The 18391-nt window shown below is 73.1% G+C and carries 15 protein-coding genes and 1 pseudogene; 13 read left to right on the forward strand and 3 right to left on the reverse strand.

Annotation, left to right across the window (positions count from 1 at the left end; all coding sequences use genetic code 11):
* Positions 1-74: 74 nt before the first annotated feature.
* The 8 genes and pseudogenes from ACIP84_RS29925 to ACIP84_RS29960 all read left to right on the forward strand — a co-directional run bounded on the left by ACIP84_RS29925 (position 75) and on the right by ACIP84_RS29960 (position 9222).
* Positions 75-1049: an EamA family transporter gene (locus ACIP84_RS29925; protein WP_401802243.1), complete on the forward strand. Its 975-nt coding sequence runs from the start codon at positions 75-77 to the stop codon at positions 1047-1049.
* Between the two features lie 176 nt (positions 1050-1225).
* Positions 1226-1603: a VOC family protein gene (locus ACIP84_RS29930; RefSeq protein ID WP_401801976.1), complete on the forward strand. Its 378-nt coding sequence runs from the start codon at positions 1226-1228 to the stop codon at positions 1601-1603.
* Between the two features lie 119 nt (positions 1604-1722).
* The gene (locus ACIP84_RS29935; RefSeq protein WP_355965811.1) at positions 1723-1905 is read left to right on the forward strand and encodes a DUF1272 domain-containing protein; all 183 of its coding nucleotides are present in this window, start codon (positions 1723-1725) and stop codon (positions 1903-1905) included.
* Between the two features lie 185 nt (positions 1906-2090).
* Complete coding sequence (locus ACIP84_RS29940; protein WP_401801978.1) at positions 2091-2882, forward strand: TIGR03084 family metal-binding protein; 792 nt, start codon at positions 2091-2093, stop codon at positions 2880-2882.
* Positions 2882-4572 (forward strand): annotated as a pseudogene (locus ACIP84_RS29945) (acyclic terpene utilization AtuA family protein). Before ACIP84_RS29940 ends, ACIP84_RS29945 begins: the two are co-directional and overlap by 1 nt.
* Entirely contained in the window at positions 4569-6167 is a 1599-nt protein-coding gene (locus ACIP84_RS29950) for an acyl-CoA carboxylase subunit beta (protein WP_401801980.1), read from the forward strand. Before ACIP84_RS29945 ends, ACIP84_RS29950 begins: the two are co-directional and overlap by 4 nt.
* An 11-nt stretch (positions 6168-6178) precedes the next feature.
* Positions 6179-8092, forward strand: a complete 1914-nt coding sequence (locus tag ACIP84_RS29955) for an acetyl/propionyl/methylcrotonyl-CoA carboxylase subunit alpha (protein WP_401801982.1) — start codon at positions 6179-6181, stop codon at positions 8090-8092.
* Positions 8089-9222 (forward strand): acyl-CoA dehydrogenase, encoded by a 1134-nt coding sequence (locus ACIP84_RS29960; protein WP_355965822.1) that lies wholly within the window; start codon positions 8089-8091, stop codon positions 9220-9222. The genes ACIP84_RS29955 and ACIP84_RS29960 overlap by 4 nt, the downstream gene beginning before the upstream one ends.
* A gap of 113 nt (positions 9223-9335) precedes the next feature.
* On the opposite strand, the gene ACIP84_RS29965 is transcribed toward ACIP84_RS29960, so the two are convergent.
* Positions 9336-10997, reverse strand: coding sequence for an FG-GAP repeat domain-containing protein (locus ACIP84_RS29965; RefSeq protein ID WP_401801985.1), 1662 nt, complete (start codon positions 10995-10997; stop codon positions 9336-9338).
* A 272-nt stretch (positions 10998-11269) separates the two neighbouring features.
* Positions 11270-12073: a sporulation protein gene (locus ACIP84_RS29970; RefSeq protein ID WP_355965827.1), complete on the reverse strand. Its 804-nt coding sequence runs from the start codon at positions 12071-12073 to the stop codon at positions 11270-11272.
* Between the two features lie 337 nt (positions 12074-12410).
* Here ACIP84_RS29970 and ACIP84_RS29975 point away from each other — a divergent pair, with 337 nt between their 5' ends.
* From ACIP84_RS29975 to ACIP84_RS29995, 5 genes are all read left to right on the forward strand, one after another.
* A complete protein-coding gene (locus ACIP84_RS29975) occupies positions 12411-12482 on the forward strand; it encodes an excalibur calcium-binding domain-containing protein (RefSeq protein ID WP_401802246.1) in 72 nt (23 codons plus the stop codon).
* Between the two features lie 232 nt (positions 12483-12714).
* On the forward strand, positions 12715-14307 hold the full coding sequence (locus tag ACIP84_RS29980; RefSeq protein WP_401801988.1) for an AMP-binding protein: 1593 nt from the start codon (positions 12715-12717) through the stop codon (positions 14305-14307).
* Positions 14304-15032 (forward strand): enoyl-CoA hydratase family protein, encoded by a 729-nt coding sequence (locus ACIP84_RS29985; RefSeq protein WP_401801990.1) that lies wholly within the window; start codon positions 14304-14306, stop codon positions 15030-15032. The genes ACIP84_RS29980 and ACIP84_RS29985 overlap by 4 nt, the downstream gene beginning before the upstream one ends.
* Positions 15020-15598: a TetR/AcrR family transcriptional regulator gene (locus ACIP84_RS29990; protein ID WP_055602732.1), complete on the forward strand. Its 579-nt coding sequence runs from the start codon at positions 15020-15022 to the stop codon at positions 15596-15598. Before ACIP84_RS29985 ends, ACIP84_RS29990 begins: the two co-directional genes overlap by 13 nt.
* Before the next feature lie 362 nt (positions 15599-15960).
* Positions 15961-17004, forward strand: a complete 1044-nt coding sequence (locus ACIP84_RS29995; protein ID WP_355965836.1) for a 2-oxoglutarate and iron-dependent oxygenase domain-containing protein — start codon at positions 15961-15963, stop codon at positions 17002-17004.
* A gap of 147 nt (positions 17005-17151) precedes the next feature.
* Here ACIP84_RS29995 and ACIP84_RS30000 read toward each other — a convergent pair whose 3' ends face one another.
* On the reverse strand, positions 17152-18252 hold the full coding sequence (locus ACIP84_RS30000) for a citrate synthase 2 (RefSeq protein ID WP_355965839.1): 1101 nt from the start codon (positions 18250-18252) through the stop codon (positions 17152-17154).
* Positions 18253-18391 lie beyond the last annotated feature (139 nt).

The following is an 18391-nucleotide window of genomic DNA, read 5'->3' on the forward strand; positions in this document are numbered from 1 at the left end:
TGACAGTCGACCGCTGGTGCATTATTCTGGACTGGAAGTTCAATGCAATGAACAGCTGAGGAGTGTCGGTGGACATCAGTCCGGTCAAGGAGGCGGGCCCGGTGGGGACCGCGGTCGGCCCCGAGTCGCCGGCTGCCCCCGTCGGCGGCGCCCAGGGCGGCGGCGGGCCCAAGGGGCTCGCGGGCCACCGCTTCGGGCCCGTCGCGCTCGTCGTCACGGGCGGGCTCTCCGTGCAGTTCGGCTCGGCTCTCGCCGTCCTCCTCATGCCCCGGGCCGGCGCCCTCGGCGTCGTCACCCTGAGGCTCGTGCTCGCCGCCGCCGTCCTGCTGATCGTCTGCCGTCCGAAGGTCCGCGGCTACGGCCGGGCGGACTGGGGCACGATCGTCGCCTTCGGCGCGGCGATGGCGGGCATGAACATCCTCTTCTACCAGGCGGCCGACCGGATCCCGCTGGGCGCCGCGGTGACCCTGGAGGTCCTCGGCCCGCTGATCCTCTCGGTGGTCGCCTCCCGCCGGCTGATGAACCTGCTCTGGGCGGGGCTCGCCCTCGGCGGCGTCGTCCTGCTCAGCGGCGGCGGCTTCGACCGGCTCGACCCGCTGGGTGCGGCCTTCGCGCTCGCGGCGGGCGCGATGTGGGCCACGTACATCGTGTTCAGCGCGCGCACCGGCCGGCGCTTCCCGCAGGCGGACGGGCTCGCGCTCGCGATGGCCTTCGGCGCCGTCCTCAGCCTGCCGCTGGGCATCGCGGAGGCGGGCGACAAGCTGCTCGTACCCTCGACGATCGGTCTCGGCCTCGCGGTCGCGCTGATGTCGTCGGTGCTGCCGTACACCCTCGAACTCCTCGCCCTGCGCCGCCTGCCCGCCCCCACCTTCGCGATCCTGATGAGCCTGGAACCGGCCATCGCGGCGACGGCCGGCTTCCTCATCCTCAGCCAGGCCCTGTCCCTGACCGACGCGCTCGCGATCGCCCTGGTGATCGCGGCGAGCATGGGAGCGGTACGGACGCAGGTACGGGCGGCCGCGCGGGAGCGGGGGAGGGTCGCGGGCTAGAGCCGGTCGCCCTCGCGGGGCGGTGTCTCGCCCGTCGTGGGTGGGGTGGCTCGCCCCTCGTGGGTGGGGTGTCTCGCCCTCACCGGTCGATGCGTCATCCCTCACCGTCGATGCGTCACCTCTCACCGGCCGATGCCGCGAGCTTTCTCGATCTGCTCGGGCCCTAGGATCCGCGCATGATCGCTGAACTGCAGTGCCTCGTCATCGACTGCCCGGCCCCCGCCGAACTCGCCGAGTTCTACCGCTCGGTGCTCGGCGGCGAGGTCGACCGCCCGGACCGCCGCTGGTCCCTCGGCGATGCCTGGTCCACGCTGCACACCCCCGGCGGCCTCGTCCTCTGCTTCCAGGGCGTCACCGACCACCGCCCGCCGACCTGGCCGGACCCCGAGCGTCCCCAGCAGTTCCACCTCGACTTCGGTGTCGCCGACCTCGACGCGGCGCACGACCGGGTCGTGGCACTCGGCGCCCGGCTTCTCGACGGCGGCGAGGGCAAGAGGAGCTGGCGGGTGTACGCCGACCTCGCCGGGCACCCGTTCTGCCTGGTCAGGCACTGACCTCTGACCACCTCCTCTGACCCGATTCCGTTGATCTTTGGCCTTCCCGCTGTTTCCGGGGTGCCGGGGCGCCTCGGACGATGGAGCTGTTGTCCGAGGTGTGAAGAGGGGAGGGCGTCATGGCCCTGGAGATGCGTGAGCGGTGCGAGCGGTGCGAGACGGCGGTGCTGGTGGCGGACGGCCCCGCGCGGATCTGTTCGCACGAGTGCAGCTTCTGTGTGGCGTGCGCCGACGTGATGGGTGACGTCTGCCCCAACTGCGGGGGCGAGCTTGTGGCGCGGCCTCGGCGCGTGGCCGGGTAGCGGCGCCGGCGGGGTGGCCGGGTAGCCGCGCCGGCGGGGTGGCAGGTGCCTGCCGACCCGCGCCCTGGCCCCGTGCCCACCCCCGCGCCCGCGCATCTGCACCAATCAAAGCAAGCATGCTTGATTGTTTTCTGGTTCGCTGTCATGCTCCGGGGCACGCCGCCGTGTCCCGAGGGGAGCGCACCGTGTCCGACCCCGCCGTCGTCCTCGATGATCTGCGCGAGGAGAGCGAAGCACTCGACGTCCTTGTCGGCGAGTTGAGCGAGGAGCGGTGGGCCGCGCCCACCCCCGCCGCCGGCTGGACCGTCGCCCATCAGGTCGCGCACCTCGCCTGGACCGACCGGGCCGCGCTCCTCGCCGTCACCGACGCCGACGGCTTCGCCGCCGAGGCCGCCAAGGCGCTCGCCGCCCCCGAGCGATTCGTCGACGAGGGTGCCGAGGAGGGGGCGAAGCTCCCGCCCGGCGAGTTGCTCGCCCACTGGCGCGAGGGGCGCGAGCTGCTCCAGGAGGTCCTTCGGGGGGTCCCGGCCGGTGTGCGGTTCCCCTGGTACGGGCCGCCCATGAGCGCCCCCGCCATGGCCACCGCCCGGCTCATGGAGACCTGGGCGCACGGGCAGGACGTCGCCGACGCCCTCGGGGTCGTCCGTACGCCGACCGACCGCCTCCGGCACGTCGCCTGGATCGGTCACCGGGCCCGGGACTACGCCTTTCTGGTGCGCGGCCTGCCCGTTCCCGCCGAGCCCGTCCGGGTGGAACTCGTATCGCCCGGCGGGGAGTCGTGGGTCTACGGGCCCGAGGACGCCGCTCAGACGGTGACCGGGTCGGCGCTGGAGTTCTGTCTGCTCGCCACCCAGCGCGTCCACCGGGACGACACCTCGCTGGTCGCCGTCGGCCCGGACGCCGCGCGGTGGCTCACCATCGCCCAGGCCTTCGCCGGACCGGCGGGTCCGGGCCGGACTGCCGAAGGGGCCCGGTGATGGTGCTCCGTATCGGCAACGCCTCCGGGTTCTACGGCGACCGGTTCGACGCCGTCCGCGAGATGCTCACCGGCGGCGGGCCCGAGGGCGCGATCGACGTCCTCACCGGTGACTACCTCGCCGAGCTGACCATGCTCATCCTCGGCCGCGACCAGCTCAAGGACCCGGCCTCCGGGTACGCCAAGACCTTCCTGCGGCAGATGGAGGAGGGTCTGGGCCTCGCCCACGACCGCGGGATCCGGATCGTCGCCAACGCCGGGGGGCTCAACCCCGCCGGTCTCGCCGACGCCCTGCGCGTCCTCGCCGCCAAGCTCGGGCTGCCCACGCGGGTCGCGCACGTGGAGGGCGACCGGCTGCCTGCCGTCGACGGCGCGCTGGCCGCCAACGCCTATCTCGGCGGCGCCGGGATCGCCGCCTGCCTCGCCGCCGGCGCCGACGTCGTCGTCACCGGCCGGGTCACCGACGCCGCCCTCGTCACCGGGCCCGCGCAGTGGCACTTCGGCTGGGGGCCCGAGGAGTACGACAGGCTCGCGGGCGCGGTCGTCGCCGGGCACGTCCTCGAATGCGGCACCCAGGCCACCGGCGGCAACTACGCCTTCTTCCGCGAGCACGACCCGGCTCTCCTCCGCCGCCCCGGCTTCCCGCTCGCCGAACTCCACGAGGACGGCAGCGCCGTCATCACCAAGCACCCCGGCACCGGTGGCCTCGTCGACGTCGGTACGGTCACGGCCCAGCTCCTGTACGAGACGGCCGGCGCCCGCTACGCCGGGCCCGACGTCACCGCCCGTCTCGACAGTGTCCGGCTCACCCAGGAGGGGCCCGACCGGGTCCGGATCGACGGGGTACGGGGCGAGGCGCCGCCCCCGACGCTCAAGGTCGGGCTCAGCCGGCTGGGCGGCTTCCGCAACGAGGTCGTGTTCGTCCTGACCGGCCTCGACATCGAGGAGAAGGCCGCGCTGGTGCGGGGGCAGATCGAGGACGCCCTCGCCGAAAGCCGCCCCCGCGAGGTCCGTTGGGAGCTCGTCCGTACCGACCGGCCCGACGCCGGCACCGAGGAGACCGCCAGCGCCCTCCTGCGGCTCGTCGTCCGCGATCCCGCGCCCGAGGCCGTCGGCCGCGCCCTCACCGGCGCCGCCGTCGAACTCGCCCTCGCCAGCTACCCCGGCTTCCATGTCACCGCGCCGCCCGGGAAGGGCGCCCCCTACGGGGTCTTCGAGAGCGTCTACGTACCGGCCGCCGACGTCCCCCACACGGCCGTGCTGCCGGACGGGACCCGCGTCCCCGTCCCCGTACCACGGGGGACGCGGGAGCTGGAGCCGGTCCCCGAGCCGGACCTTCCCGAGCCGCTCCCGCCGGGGCCCACCCGGCGGGTGCCCCTCGGCCGGATCGCAGGCGCCCGCAGCGGCGACAAGGGCGGCGACGCGAACGTCGGCGTCTGGGTGCGCACCGAGGAGGAGTGGCGGTGGCTCGCGCACGCCCTCACGGTCGAGCGGGTGCGTGAACTCCTTCCGGAGACCGCCGACCTGGACATCACCCGCACGTTCTTCCGCGGCTGCGCGCGCTCAACTTCACCTTCGCCGGGATCCTCGGCGAGGGCGTCGCCTCCCAGGCCCGTTTCGACCCCCAGGCCAAGGCCCTCGGCGAGTGGCTCCGCTCCCGCGCAACCGACATCCCGGAGGGACTCCTGTGACCGTCCTCGCCTCCGCCCTCGACACCGGCGGCTCCGACTACCGGGCCCACCGCGCGGCCATGCTCGACAAGCTCACCGCGCTGGAGGCCGAGCACGCCAAGGCGCTGGCGGGCGGCGGCGAGAAGTACGTCGCGCGGCACCGCGAGCGCGGCAAGATGCTCGCCCGTGAGCGGATCGAGCTGCTCGTCGACCCGGACACCCCCTTCCTGGAGCTGTCGCCGCTCGCGGCCTGGGGCAGTGACTACGCGGTCGGCGCCTCCCTGATCACCGGCATCGGGGTCGTCGAGGGCGTCGAGTGCCTGATCACCGCCAACGACCCGACCGTGCGGGGCGGCGCCTCCAACCCGTGGACGCTGAAGAAGGCCCTCCGGGCCAACGAGATCGCGTTCGCCAACCGGCTGCCCGTGATCTCGCTCGTCGAGTCCGGCGGCGCCGATCTCCCCTCCCAGAAGGAGATCTTCATCCCCGGCGGGGCGCTCTTCCGCGACCTCACCCGGCTCTCCGCCGCCGGCATCCCCACGGTCGCGGTCGTCTTCGGCAACTCGACGGCCGGTGGGGCGTACGTCCCCGGCATGTCCGACCACGCCGTGATGATCAAGGAGCGGTCGAAGGTGTTCCTCGGCGGTCCGCCGCTGGTGAAGATGGCGACGGGGGAGGAGAGCGACGACGAGTCCCTCGGCGGCGCCGAGATGCACGCGCGGACGTCCGGGCTCGCCGACCACTACGCCGTCGACGAGGCCGACGCGCTCCGCCAGGCCCGCCGCATCGTGGCCCGGCTGAACCACCGCAAGGCCCAGCCCGACCCCGGCCTCGCGGAACCCCCGAAGTACGACGAGGACGAGCTGCTCGGGATCGTGCCCGGGGACCTCAAGACCCCCTTCGATCCGCGCGAGGTGATCGCCCGGATCGTCGACGGCTCGGACTTCGACGAGTTCAAGCCGCTGTACGGGCCGAGCCTGGTCACCGGCTGGGCGAGGCTGCACGGCTACCCGGTCGGCGTCCTCGCCAACGCGCAGGGCGTCCTGTTCGGCCCGGAGTCGCAGAAGGCGGCGCAGTTCATCCAGCTCGCCAACCAGCGCGACATCCCGCTCGTCTTCCTCCACAACACCACCGGCTACATGGTCGGCAGGGAGTACGAGCAGGGCGGCATCATCAAGCACGGCGCGATGATGATCAACGCCGTGTCGAACTCCCGGGTCCCCCACCTGTCCGTCCTCATGGGGGCGAGCTACGGCGCCGGGCACTACGGCATGTGCGGCCGGGCGTACGACCCGCGCTTCCTCTTCGCCTGGCCGAGCGCCAAGTCCGCCGTCATGGGCCCGCAGCAGCTCGCCGGTGTCCTGTCCATCGTGGCGCGGGCGAGCGCCGTCGCGAAGGGGCAGCCGTACGACGAGGAGGCCGACGCCGGTCTCCGGGCGCTCGTCGAGGCGCAGATCGAGTCCGAGTCCCTGCCGATGTTCCTCTCCGGCCGGCTCTACGACGACGGGGTCATCGACCCCCGCGACACCCGCACGGTCCTCGGGCTGTGCCTCTCCGCGATCCACACGGCACCGGTCGAGGGCGCGCGCGGCGGCTTCGGCGTCTTCCGAATGTGAGGCCCCTCCACATGATCGAGCCCTCGACGATCACCTCCGTCCTCGTCGCGAACCGCGGCGAGATCGCCTGCCGGGTCTTCCGCACCTGCCGTGAGCTGGGTATCTCCACCGTCGCCGTGTACTCGGACGCGGACGCCGACGCCCTGCACGTACGGGAGGCGGACACGGCGGTACGGCTGCCGGGGGCGGCGCCCTCGGAGACGTATCTCCGCGGCGACCTGGTGGTGAAGGCGGCGCTCGCCGCGGGCGCGGACGCCGTCCACCCCGGCTACGGCTTCCTCTCCGAGAACGCCGACTTCGCCCGGCAGGTGGCCGACGCCGGACTGGTGTGGATCGGCCCGCCGCCGGAGGCGATCGAGGCGATGGCGTCCAAGACCCGCGCCAAGGAACTTCTCGGCATCGCGCCCCTGACGGACGTGACCGAGGCCGACCTGCCCGTCCTGGTGAAGGCGGCGGCGGGCGGCGGCGGCCGCGGGATGCGGATCGTACGGGAACTCGACCGGCTCGAAGAGGAGTTGGCCGCCGCCTCCGCCGAGGCGCTCGGCGCCTTCGGCGACGGCGAGGTGTTCGTCGAGCCCTACGTCGAGAACGGGCGGCACGTCGAGGTCCAGCTCCTCTGCGACACCCACGGCACCGCCTGGGCGCTCGGCACCCGCGACTGCTCCCTCCAGCGGCGTCACCAGAAGGTCGTCGAGGAGGCGCCGGCGCCCGGTCTGCCCGCCGCGCTCGAAGCGTCCCTCCTGGACACGGCCGTCCGGGCGGCGAAGGCCGTCGGCTACGTCGGCGCGGGCACGGTCGAGTTCCTGGTGGCGGAGGGCCGGGCGCACTTCCTGGAGATGAACACCCGCCTCCAAGTCGAACACCCGGTGACGGAGGAGGTGTTCGGCGTCGACCTCGTCGCCCTCCAGCTCGCCGTCGCCGAGGGCCGCGCCCTGCCGCCGGAGCCCCCCGCCCCGCGCGGCCACGCGATCGAGGCCCGCCTGTACGCGGAGGACCCGGCGCGCGCGTGGGCCCCGCAGACCGGCGTCCTGCACCTCTTCGAGCTGCCCGGGGAGGGCCGGACGCGCCTCGACACCGGGTACGCCTCCGGGGACGCGATCGGGGTCCACTACGACCCGATGCTCGCCAAGGTGACCGTCCACGCCCCCACCCGGACGGAGGCGATCCGCAAGCTGGCCCGTGCCCTGGAGCGGGCGCGGCTCCATGGCCCGGTCACCAACCGGGACCTGCTGGTCGCCTCGCTCCGGCACCCCGAGTTCCAGGACCCCGGACTCCTCGACACCGGCTTCTACGACCGGAACCTCGACGCGCTGACGGAGCCCCGGCCCGGTGGGGAGTACGCGGCCGTCGCCGCGGCCCTCGCCGAGGCCACCGCCAACAGGGGTCGCTTCGGCGGCGGTTGGCGCAACCTGCGGTCCCAGGACGAGACGCGGACGTACGGCGCTCACGAGGTCCGCTACCGGCCGACGCGGGACGGCGGTTTCGAGATCACGGCTCCCGAGGGCGTACGGGCGGTCTCGGCGGAACCCGGCCGGGTGCGCCTCGAAGTCGCCGGTGTCGTACGGGACGTCGACGTCGCCGCGTACGGAGACGGGATCGTGCACGCCGGACACCACCGGCTCACCGTCCGCCCCCGTTTCGCCGACCCGCGTGAGCAGACCGCCCCCGGCTCTCTGCTCGCCCCCATGCCCGGCACCGTCGTCCGGGTCGCGGACGGCCTCGCCGTCGGCGACCGCGTCACCGCCGGGCAGCCGCTCCTCTGGCTGGAGGCCATGAAGATGGAGCACCGCGTCATCGCCCCCGCCTCCGGCACGCTCACCGCGCTCCACGCCGCCCCCGGCCGCCAGGTCGAGGTAGGCGCCCTGCTCGCCGTCGTCTCGGACGACGCCACGACCGAAGCAGCACAGGAGGACCAGACCGTATGAGCACCATGATCGAAAGCGAAGAGCTCACCGCGCTCCGCGCCGCCGTCTCCGCGCTCGGCCACCGGCACGGCCCCGGCTTCGACCGGGCCACCCTGTGGGCGGAGGCCGGCAAGCTCGGCTATCTGGGGGTCAACCTGCCCGAGGAGTACGGCGGCGGGGGCGGCGGAATGGCCGAGCTGTCCGTCGTCCTCGAGGAGGCCGGCGCGGCCGGTGCGCCGCTCCTGATGATGGTGGTCTCGCCCGCGATCTGCGGCACGGTCATCGCCCGCTTCGGCACGGAGGAGCAGAAGAGGGCCTGGCTGCCGGGGCTCGCGGACGGCTCGCGGACGATGGCGTTCGGCATCACGGAGCCGGACGCGGGCTCGAACTCGCACCGGATCACGACGACCGCGACCCGTACGGAGGAGGGCTGGGTCCTCAACGGGCGGAAGGTGTTCGTGTCGGGGGTCGACATCGCCGACGCGACGCTGATCGTGGGCCGCACGTCGGACGCCCGCACGGGCAGCCTCAAGCCCTGTCTCTTCATCGTCCCGCGCGACGCCCCCGGCTTCCAGCGGCGACACATCGAGATGGAACTCGACGCGCACGAGAAGCAGTTCGAGCTGACGCTCGACGAGGTGCACCTGCCGGCCGAGGCGCTCGTCGGCGACGAGGACGCGGGTCTGCTCCAGCTCTTCGCGGGCCTGAACCCGGAGCGGATCATGACGGCCGCGTTCGCGATCGGCATGGGCCGGTTCGCGCTCGCGCAGGCCGTGAAGTACGCGAAGGAGCGCCAGGTCTGGAAGGCCCCGATCGGCGCCCACCAGGCGATCGCGCACCCGCTCGCCCAGGCGCACATCGAGCTGGAACTGGCCCGGCTGATGATGGCGAAGGCCGCGCACCTCTACGACGCGGGTGACGACATGGGGGCGGGCGAGGCCGCCAACATGGCGAAGTACGCGGCGGCGGAGGCCTGTGTGAAGGCCGTCGACCAGGCCGTCCACACGCTCGGCGGGAACGGCCTGACCAAGGAGTTCGGCCTGGCCCGGCTGGTGACGGCCGCGCGGGTGGCCCGGATCGCCCCGGTCAGCCGGGAGATGATCCTCAACTACGTGTCACACCAGACGCTGGGGCTGCCCAAGTCGTACTGACCGGGGCGGCCCACCAGGCGTGGGGGCTGCCCAGGTCGTACTGACCGGGGCGGCCCGCCAGACGCGCTGGGGCTGCCCCCGTCGTACTGACCCGGGCGGCCCCCCGGGCCACGTCAGCTGACGTGGTCGTACTTCCAGCCCGAGGCGATCTTGACGCGGGCCTTGAAGGTGTACTGGCCGCGCAGGCCGCGGGCCGAGTAGCGGTACACGTCACCGGTCGGGGTGACGGCGACCAGGTCGGCCCGGCCGTCGCCGTCCATGTCGCCGGGCGAGGCCAGGTGCTCGTACGCGTACCAGCCATGGCCGACGTAGTCGCGCGGAGCGAACGGAGCGGTGGCGGACCCGGTGCCCGCGTGCACGTACAGGGACCAGCCGTCCCGGGAGACCAGGTCGGGGCGGCCGTCGCCCGTGACGTCCCCGGGGCCGATCAGCATGTCGCTCGTGCCGATCGAGCCGATCCGCACGGCCGGGCCGAGGTACGCGGGCGAGTGACTCTTCAGGCCCAGGTGGAGGAAGACGTCGCCCTGGTGGTCCATGCCGACGAAGTCGGCCTCGCCGTCGCCGTTGACATCGCCGGGCGAGACCTTGAACTGGTAGTTCTGATAGGCGGTGCCGCTGCCGACCTGGTTGCCGATCGGGGTGCCGCCCTCCTCGCGCCACATCATGAGGCCGCGGTTGTCGGCGGTCAGCAGGTTGGCCCGGTCGACCCCGTCCAGGGCGTATCCGTTGACGGTGGGCCAGTGGTAGGCGAAGTCTCCGGCCCCCGCGTACTGCCGGGGCGCGGTGAGCTTGCCGTCCGCGAGCGTCCCGTGGGTGAAGGCGGTGCCCGCGGCGTTCACGGTGAACAGGTTGTGCTTCCCGTACGCGGGGACGCCGCCCTGGCCGAGGTAGTACGAGAGGCTCTGGCCGCCGCCACCGAAGGCCGTGGGCGCCCCGAACTTCCCGCCGCCGACGGAGAGGTACCGGTAGAAGGCGCCGCTGTACGAGCGGGCCAGCAGGTCGGCCCTGCCGTCGCCGTCGAGGTCGTCGGCGCCGATGATCTGGTTGTACGCGTACCAGCCGCCGCCGATCAGGACGCGGGCCTTGAAGGGGGCGGTGGCCGAGCCGGTGCCCTTGTAGAAGTAGAGGTCGCCGCCGGTCGTCCTGGCGACCAGGTCGGCGATCGCGTCGCCGTCGAGGTCGTTGGTGCCGACCAGCTGGTCGTAGACCTGCCAGCCGGCACCGACCTCGGCGCGGGTCCTGAACGGGCCGCCGTTGTCGACCGTGCCCTTCCCCGCGTACAGGTAGAGCGTGCCGTCCGGGGTACGGGCCAGCAGGTCCTGGTGCCCGTCCTTGGTCAGGTCGCCGGGGGCGAGGACCTTGTTGTAGATCTGCCAGCCGTATCCGGCCCAGTCGGCCGTGGTGGCGGAGGTGGGGCTGTCGCCGCGGTGCAGCCGGAGGGCGCCGTCGGCATGGAGCGTCAGCAGTTCCGGGGTCGCGGTTCCGGTGAGGTCGTCGGCCGGCAGGATCTCCACGCTGGGAGCGCCGATCGCGAACGGCGCGCTGGCGCCGGTCTTCGACAGGGATATCCGCAGCTCGCCCGTCGCGGCGGACCGGTAGAGCCGGTCGCTCCGGCCGTCGCCGTCCCGGTCGAAGCGGGGCTTCGCGGGGGTCGCGGCGGGGGCCGCGTCCGCCGTCTGCGAGGTGAGGCCGACGGACAGCAGGCCCAGACCGAGCGCGACAGCCGTGCAGGCCGCGAGCCGACGGATGCGACGCCCATGGTGCGTGTGGAGCAAAGTCCCTCCCGGGACGGGTGGTGGAAACGGGGCCCGAAGGCCTCCGGATCGTAAAGTCCGCGGAAATCGGAAAGGAAGATCTTCCGCGTACAACCTTTCGCGGCCCGCGCGTACGGAGTGACGCGGGTACGGGCCGGCTGCCGTACGGGCGGGCCTTCGCACCCGGCCCGCACCGGCCGGGGCATCGGTGCGGGCGCCCGCCGCTGACGACCGTACGGTGCGGGCGCCCGCCGCTGACGACCGCACGGTGCGGGCGCCCGTCCGCGGTCGGCTCAGTCCTCGTGGTCGCTGGTCGGGTGGCTGCCGTCCGTGAGGCCGACCTCGTCGATCCAGCGGCGGACCGCCTCGGCGAAGTCCACCCGGCCGACCTCGTGGTGGGCGGCGACGAAGCGCCGGGCCGGCGGCTTGTTCTTCCAGTAGCGCTCGTCGAGCTTCGCCTCGCGGAGGAAGATCTCGCAGCCGACCGCGTTGGTGTGGAAGTGGAGTTCGAGCTTCTCCGGGCGGTTCTGCCCGGGCTGCTCGTCGACGAGCAGGAACCCCTGCGCCCGGTAGACGTGGTACTCGGTGCGGGGGATGTTCCCGCTGTGGATGCGCGAGGTCCGGAGGGCGTACCCCTCGGCGGCGAAGGCGTCGAGAACGGCCTCGTGCAGCGGCAGCGCGCCGATGTACACGGGGTCGTCGTCCGTCTGGGCCTTGACGCCCTCGGCCTCGACCTCGGTGTGGATGCCCAGGTGGACCCCGAGCTTCTGCCCCTTCACCTCGGTCAGCGGGGTCTCCCACTTGAGCCGGTGGCGGATGGGGAGCCGCTTCTCCTCGCCCTTCTCCAGGGTGAAGTGGCCGCTCGCCGTGGGGTAGTCGAAGGTGTCGCCGCTGGATCCGTCGCCGTCGCCCTTGTGGGCCACCGGCGCGTCGGTCACCAGCCTCAGCCAGATCGACTTCACCTCGATGCGGCGGTCGGGTGCGCGAAGGATCAGTTCGCCGCTCAGGATGCCGCCCGGCAGTGCCGGCTCGGACTGCACGACGGTGTCGATCTCGAGCGGTATGCCGCCCATGCCCAGAAGACGCTTGAAGACCATACGCGCAGGTTAACCGGCTGATGACCGTGGAGGGAGCGGAAGTTGGGGCTCCGGGAGGGCCCCGTCCGGTGCGGCGCGAGCCGTCGGCGGTGCCGGTGGTGTACCTGACGGCACCGGGCGTTCCGTGCCCGAAGTCGCCCGACGAGGTGCTCCACAAGCCCACCCCGACGCCCAAGCCCGAGCCGACCACCCCGAAGCCGACGCGCACCCCGGAGCCCGTGCCCACGCAGGAGGCGACGCCCACCGAGGACGCCGGTGACGACTCGTCCTCCGGCGGCGGCGCGGCAGCGTCTCCTACCGCAACTGCACGGCCGTCCGCGCCGCCGGCGCCGCCCCCATCCACGCGGGCGAGCCGGGCTACGGCCGCCACCTCGACCGCGACGGCGACGGGGTGGCCTGCGAGGGCTGACCCCGGACGGCCGCCGAACGGCCCGTGTCCGCACGCGACGCGCGGCGGCCCGTACCCGCACGCGGTCGACGGCCCGTCGCCGCGCTCGGGGGCGGGCCGTCGCCGCTCCCAAGAATCATGCATGCATGCTTGATTGTTTCCCCGGAGTGCTGACAAGGTCTCCCCAAGTCGTACCCCCACACGCGATCCTGGCGACCACCTTCCACCACTCCCACCTCTCCAGGGGGCTTGCATGGTGTTCCACAGCGAGTACGAGGCCGTTGCCGCCGTCTCCGTGCCGATCCACGACGCGGTGCTCGGGCGCGCGGCCGAGCGGGGCGACACCCCCGCGCTGATCGACGGCGCAGGGGAGTTCACCCTCACGTACGGACAGGTCGACGCCTTCCACCGGCGGGTCGCCGCCGGACTCGCCGAGGCCGGCGTGCGGAAGGGGGACGTGCTCGCGCTGCACAGCCCCAACACCGTGCTCTTCCCCGTCGCCTTCTACGCTGCCACGCGCGCGGGTGCCTCCGTCACCACCGTGCATCCGCTGGCCACCCCCGAGGAGTTCGCCAAGCAGCTCCGCGACTCCTCGGCCCGCTGGATCGTCACCGTCTCGCCGCTCCTGCCGGCGGCCCGTGCCGCCGCCGAACTCGCGGGCGGCGTCGAGGAGATCTTCGTCTGCGACACGGCGCCCGAGGGCGAGGGCGTCCGCTCGCTGCAGGCCTTCCTCGGCTCGACCGGCCCCGTGCCCGAGCCCGCCATCGACCCCGACGAGGACATCGCCGCGCTCCCGTACTCCTCTGGCACCACCGGCGTCCCCAAGGGCGTGATGCTCACCCACGCCTCGATCGCGACGAACCTCGCCCAGCTGGAGCCGGTCATCCCGATGGGGCCCGGCGACCGGATCCTGGCGATCCTCCCGTTCTTCCACATCTACGGGCTCACCGCCCTCATGAACGCGCCCCTCCGCCAGGGCGCCACCGTCGTCGTGCTGCCCCGCTTCGAGCTCGACACCTTCCTCGGCGCCATCCAGAAGCACCGCATCAACGGCCTGTACGTCGCCCCGCCGATCGTGCTCGCCCTCGCCAAGCACCCGGCCGTCGCCGACTACGACCTGTCCTCCCTGGAGTACATCGTCAGCGCCGCCGCCCCGCTCGACGCGGCCCTCGCCCAGGCCTGTTCGGCGCGGCTCGGGCTGCCGCCGGTCCTCCAGGCGTACGGCATGACCGAGCTGTCCCCGGGCACCCACGTCGTCCCGCTCACCGCCCAGGACCCTCCGCCCGGCACCGTGGGCAAGCTGCTGCCCTCCACCGAGATGCGGATCCTCTCCCTCGACGACCCCTCGAAGGACGCGGCGCCCGGCGAGGAGGGCGAGGTCGCCATCCGGGGACCGCAGGTCATGAAGGGCTACCTCGGCCGGCCCGACGCCACCGCCGCCATGATCGACGCCGACGGCTGGGTGCACACCGGCGACATCGGCCGGGTCGACGACGACGGCTGGCTGTACGTCGTCGACCGCGTCAAGGAACTCATCAAGTACAAGGGCTTCCAGGTCGCCCCCGCCGAACTCGAGGCGCTGCTCCTCACCCACGAGGGCGTCGCCGACGCCGCCGTCATCGGCGTCACGGACGCGGACGGCACCGAGATCCCCAAGGCCTACGTCGTACGCCAGGCGGCCGCGTCCGGTCTCACCGCCGAGGACGTCATGGCGCACGTCGCCGCCCGGGTCTCCCCGTACAAGATGGTCCGCGACGTCGAGTTCATCGAGGCGGTGCCCCGGGCAGCGTCCGGGAAGATCCTCCGCCGAGAACTCCGAGACCGAGAGTCGAGGGACCGTACATGACCCTGGTCGTCGTCACCGAGGAGCGGGGGATCACCACCCTCGCCCTCGACTCCCCGGCCACCCGCAACGCGCTCTCCGCGGCGCTCGTCACCGAGCTCGCCGACGCGCTCACCGTCTGCGGCAAGGACCCCGCGGTCCGGGCGGTGGTGCTCACCCACAGCGGCAGCACGTTCAGCGCGGGCGCCGACCTCAAGGCGCCGCCGAGCCCGTACGCCTTCGTGGACCTGCTCCGGCAGATCGTCGAACTGCCGAAACCGGTCGTCGCCCACGTCACCGCGGGCAGCCGCACCCGGGCCGGCGGCCTCGGCCTGCTCGGAGCCGCCGACATCGTCCTCGCGGGGGAGGGGGCCGACTTCGCGCTCACGGAGGTACGGATCGGGGTCGCCCCGGCCGTCATCTCCCTCACCCTGCTTCCGAGGCTCGAACCCCGCGCGGCGGCCCGCCACTACCTGACGGGCGAGCGGTTCGGGGTGCAGGAGGCGATCGCCATGGGGCTCGTGACGGACCGGGAGGACGCCCTGCCCGGCGTCCTCGACTCCCTCCGCGCCGCCTCCCCGCAGGGCCTGCGCGAGGCGAAGCGGCTGGTCACCGCTAGAGTCCTGGAGACCTTCGAACGTGACGCGGAGGACCTGGTGCAGAGGTCGGCCACGCTCTTCGCCTCCGCCGAGGCGCGCGAGGGGATGACGGCCTTCCTCGAACGACGGGACCCCGCATGGCGGCTGTGACCGCACCCAAGCAGGACAGGAGCCGCGCCACCCGGCAGCGGCTCCTGGAGGCGGCCGTGTCCTGCCTGGCCGAACACGGCTGGGCGGGCTCCACGGTCGCCGTCGTCGCGGAACGGGCCGGCGTGTCCCGGGGCGCCGCCCAGCACCACTTCCCGACCCGCGAGGACCTGTTCACGGCCGCCGTCGAGTACGTCGCCGAGGAACGCTCCCAGGCGCTGCGGACCCTGCCGTCCCGCGACCGTCACGAGGCCGTCGCCGCGCTCGTCGACCTCTTCACCGGGCCCCTCTTCCGGGCCGCCCTCCACCTGTGGGTCGCCGCTTCCGGCGAGGACCAGCTCCGCGCGCGCGTGACCGAGCTGGAGGCCCGCGTCGGACGCGAGTCCCACCGCATCGCCGTCGAGGTCCTCGGCGCCGACGAGTCCCGCCCCGGTGTCCGCGAGACCGTCCAGGGCCTCCTGGACATGGCCCGCGGCCTCGGCCTCGCGACCCTCCTCACGGACGACCGCGCCCGCCGCGAACGCGTCGTCGCCCAGTGGGCCCTGCTGCTCGACGAGGCGCTCGCGTAGGCGGGATTCGGGCCCGCCCGAAACACCGGCGTAAAGATTCGGGCCCACCCGAGGTCCCCACCTGGGAATCGTCCTCCCGAAGCCCGTCATGGCCGCAAGTCCTCCCGTGCGACGTGACCCGCGCCACAGTCCAACCATCCCCACCGCAGTACTCTGGTCGCATGCCTACGCTCGTACGCCGTCGCCACGTGGACTTCCTCCGCGTCACGTCCATGAGCTGTCGCCGCTCCGCCTGACCCCAAGGGGCACCACCAGCGCCCCCACCGGGTCCCTCGTTCAGAGCCCAAGCCGACCGGCACCCGTGGCCCCCGCCCCACCCTCGGCGGCCGCCCCGGGCACCCGTAGACCCCGCGGACGCACCCATGACTCGCAGCTCGTACTCCTCGCAGCTCCCCATCGTCGACCTCTCCGCCGCAGACCGTGACCCCCAGGCCCGGCGCCTGCTGCACGCCCAGCTCCACTCGGCCGCGCACGACGTCGGGTTCTTCCAGCTGATCGGGCACGGGGTGACCGAGGCCGAGACGCGGGCCCTGACCTCCGCGATGCACGCCTTCTTCGCCCTGCCCGAGGCCGACCGGCTGGCCCTCGACAACATCAACTCGCCGCACTTCCGCGGCTACACCCGCATCGGCGACGAGCGCACGGCGGGCGCGCGCGACTGGCGCGACCAGCTCGACATCGGCGCCGAGCGCCCCGCGCGGACCCCCGCGCCCTGGGAAGCCCCGTACTGGTGGCTCGAAGGCCCCAACCAGTGGCCCGAGGCCCTCCCCGAGCTGCGGACCGCCGCCCTGCACTGGATCGAGCGGCTCAGCGGGGTCGCCGAGCGGCTGCTGCACGAGCTGCTCGCCTCGATCGGCGCGTCCGAGGACTTCTACGACGACATCTTCGGGCCGCGTGCCCACCCGCACCTCAAGCTGGTGCGCTACCCGGGCAGCAGCGGCGAGGGCGACGACCAGGGCGTCGGCGCGCACAAGGACTACGGCTTCCTCACCCTGCTCCTCCAGGACCACGTGGGCGGGCTCCAAGTCCAGCGGGAGGACGGGAACTTCCACGACGTGCCGCCGCTGCCGGGCGCGTTCGTCGTGAACCTCGGCGAGCTCCTCGAAGTGGCCACCAACGGCTACCTGATCGCCACCAACCACCGGGTCGTCTCGCCGCCCGGGGCGACGGAGCGCTACTCGGTGCCGTTCTTCTACAACCCGCGGCTCGACGCCCGGATCAACCCGCTGACCTTCCCGTACGCCGAGACCGCGCCCGGCGTCACGGCCGATCCGGCGAACCCGCTGTTCGCCGAGTACGGGCGCAACGAGCTCAAGGGCAAGCTGCGGGCCCACCCGCTGACGACGGCCCGCCACCACGCGGACCTGCTGCTGCACCCGGAGGCGCAGCCGGCCCTGTCGTCCTAGCCGGCCCTGTCGCCCCGCCGGGTACGCCGTCCTGTCGTACCCGGCGACGTCTCATGCGGTGCCTCATGCCACGTCTCCTGCGACGTCTCCTGCGACGGCCCTGACTGTGCGGGTCGGGCCGTCGCCGTACGGACGGGACTCGGGGACTCAGCCCGCGATGTCCGCGTATCCCTCGATGTCGCGCGGGTTCCGCTGCCCCGGCCCCGTGTAGCGGGCCGACGGGCGGACGAGCCGGCCCGTCCGCTTCTGCTCCAGGATGTGCGCCGACCAGCCGGCCGTACGCGCGCAGGTGAACATCGACGTGAACATGTGCGCCGGGACCTCGGCGAAGTCCAGGACGATGGCCGCCCAGAACTCGACGTTCGTCGCCAGGACGCGGTCGGGACGGCGGTTGTGCAGCTCGTCCAGGGCGGCCTTCTCCAGCGCGGCGGCCACCTCGTAGCGCGGGGCGTCCAGCTCCTTGGCCGTCCGGCGCAGCACACGCGCGCGGGGGTCCTCGGCGCGGTAGACGCGGTGGCCGAAGCCCATGAGGCGCTCGCCCTTGTCGAGGGCCTGCTTCACGTACGCGGTGGCGTCGCCGGTCCGCTCGATCTCCTCGATCATGCCGAGGACGCGGGAGGGCGCGCCGCCGTGCAGCGGGCCGGACATGGCGCCGACGGCGCCGGAGAGCGAGGCGGCCACGTCGGCGCCGGTGGAGGCGATGACGCGCGCGGTGAACGTGGAGGCGTTCATGCCGTGCTCGGCGGCGGAGGTCCAGTAGGCGTCGACGGCCTTGACGTGCTTCGGGTCGGGCTCGCCGCGCCAGCGGATCATGAAGCGCTCGACGACGGACTCGGCCTTGTCGATCTCGCTCTGCGGGACCATGGGGAGCCCCTGGCCGCGGGCGGACTGCGCGACGTACGACAGCGCCATGACGGCGGCGCGGGCGAGGTCGTCGCGGGCCTGCTCGGCGGAGATGTCGAGGAGCGGTTTGAGGCCCCACACGGGCGCGAGCATCGCGAGGGCGGACTGCACGTCGACACGGATGTCGCCGGAGTGCACGGGGATGGGGAAGGGCTCGGCGGCCGGCAGGCCGGGGTTGAAGGCGCCGTCGACGAGGAGACCCCAGACGTTGCCGAACGAGACGTGGCCGACCAGGTCCTCGATGTCGACGCCGCGGTACCGGAGGGCGCCGCCTTCCTTGTCGGGTTCGGCGATCTCCGTCTCGAACGCGACGACTCCCTCGAGCCCGGGTACGAAGTCGGACATCAGGCGGCTCCTCTATCGATGATCGATCAACCGAGTGGTGGTCGATGGTGGGGATTCAACAGTCGTCCAGCCCAAGAGTCTGTACGGTTCCGATGATGCGGGGAAGCGTGACATCCGGCACACTCCGCCGATCCGGCGA

It is taken from the genome of Streptomyces sp. NPDC088707, from assembly GCF_044752725.1.
Taxonomy (GTDB): Bacteria; Actinomycetota; Actinomycetes; order Streptomycetales; family Streptomycetaceae; genus Streptomyces.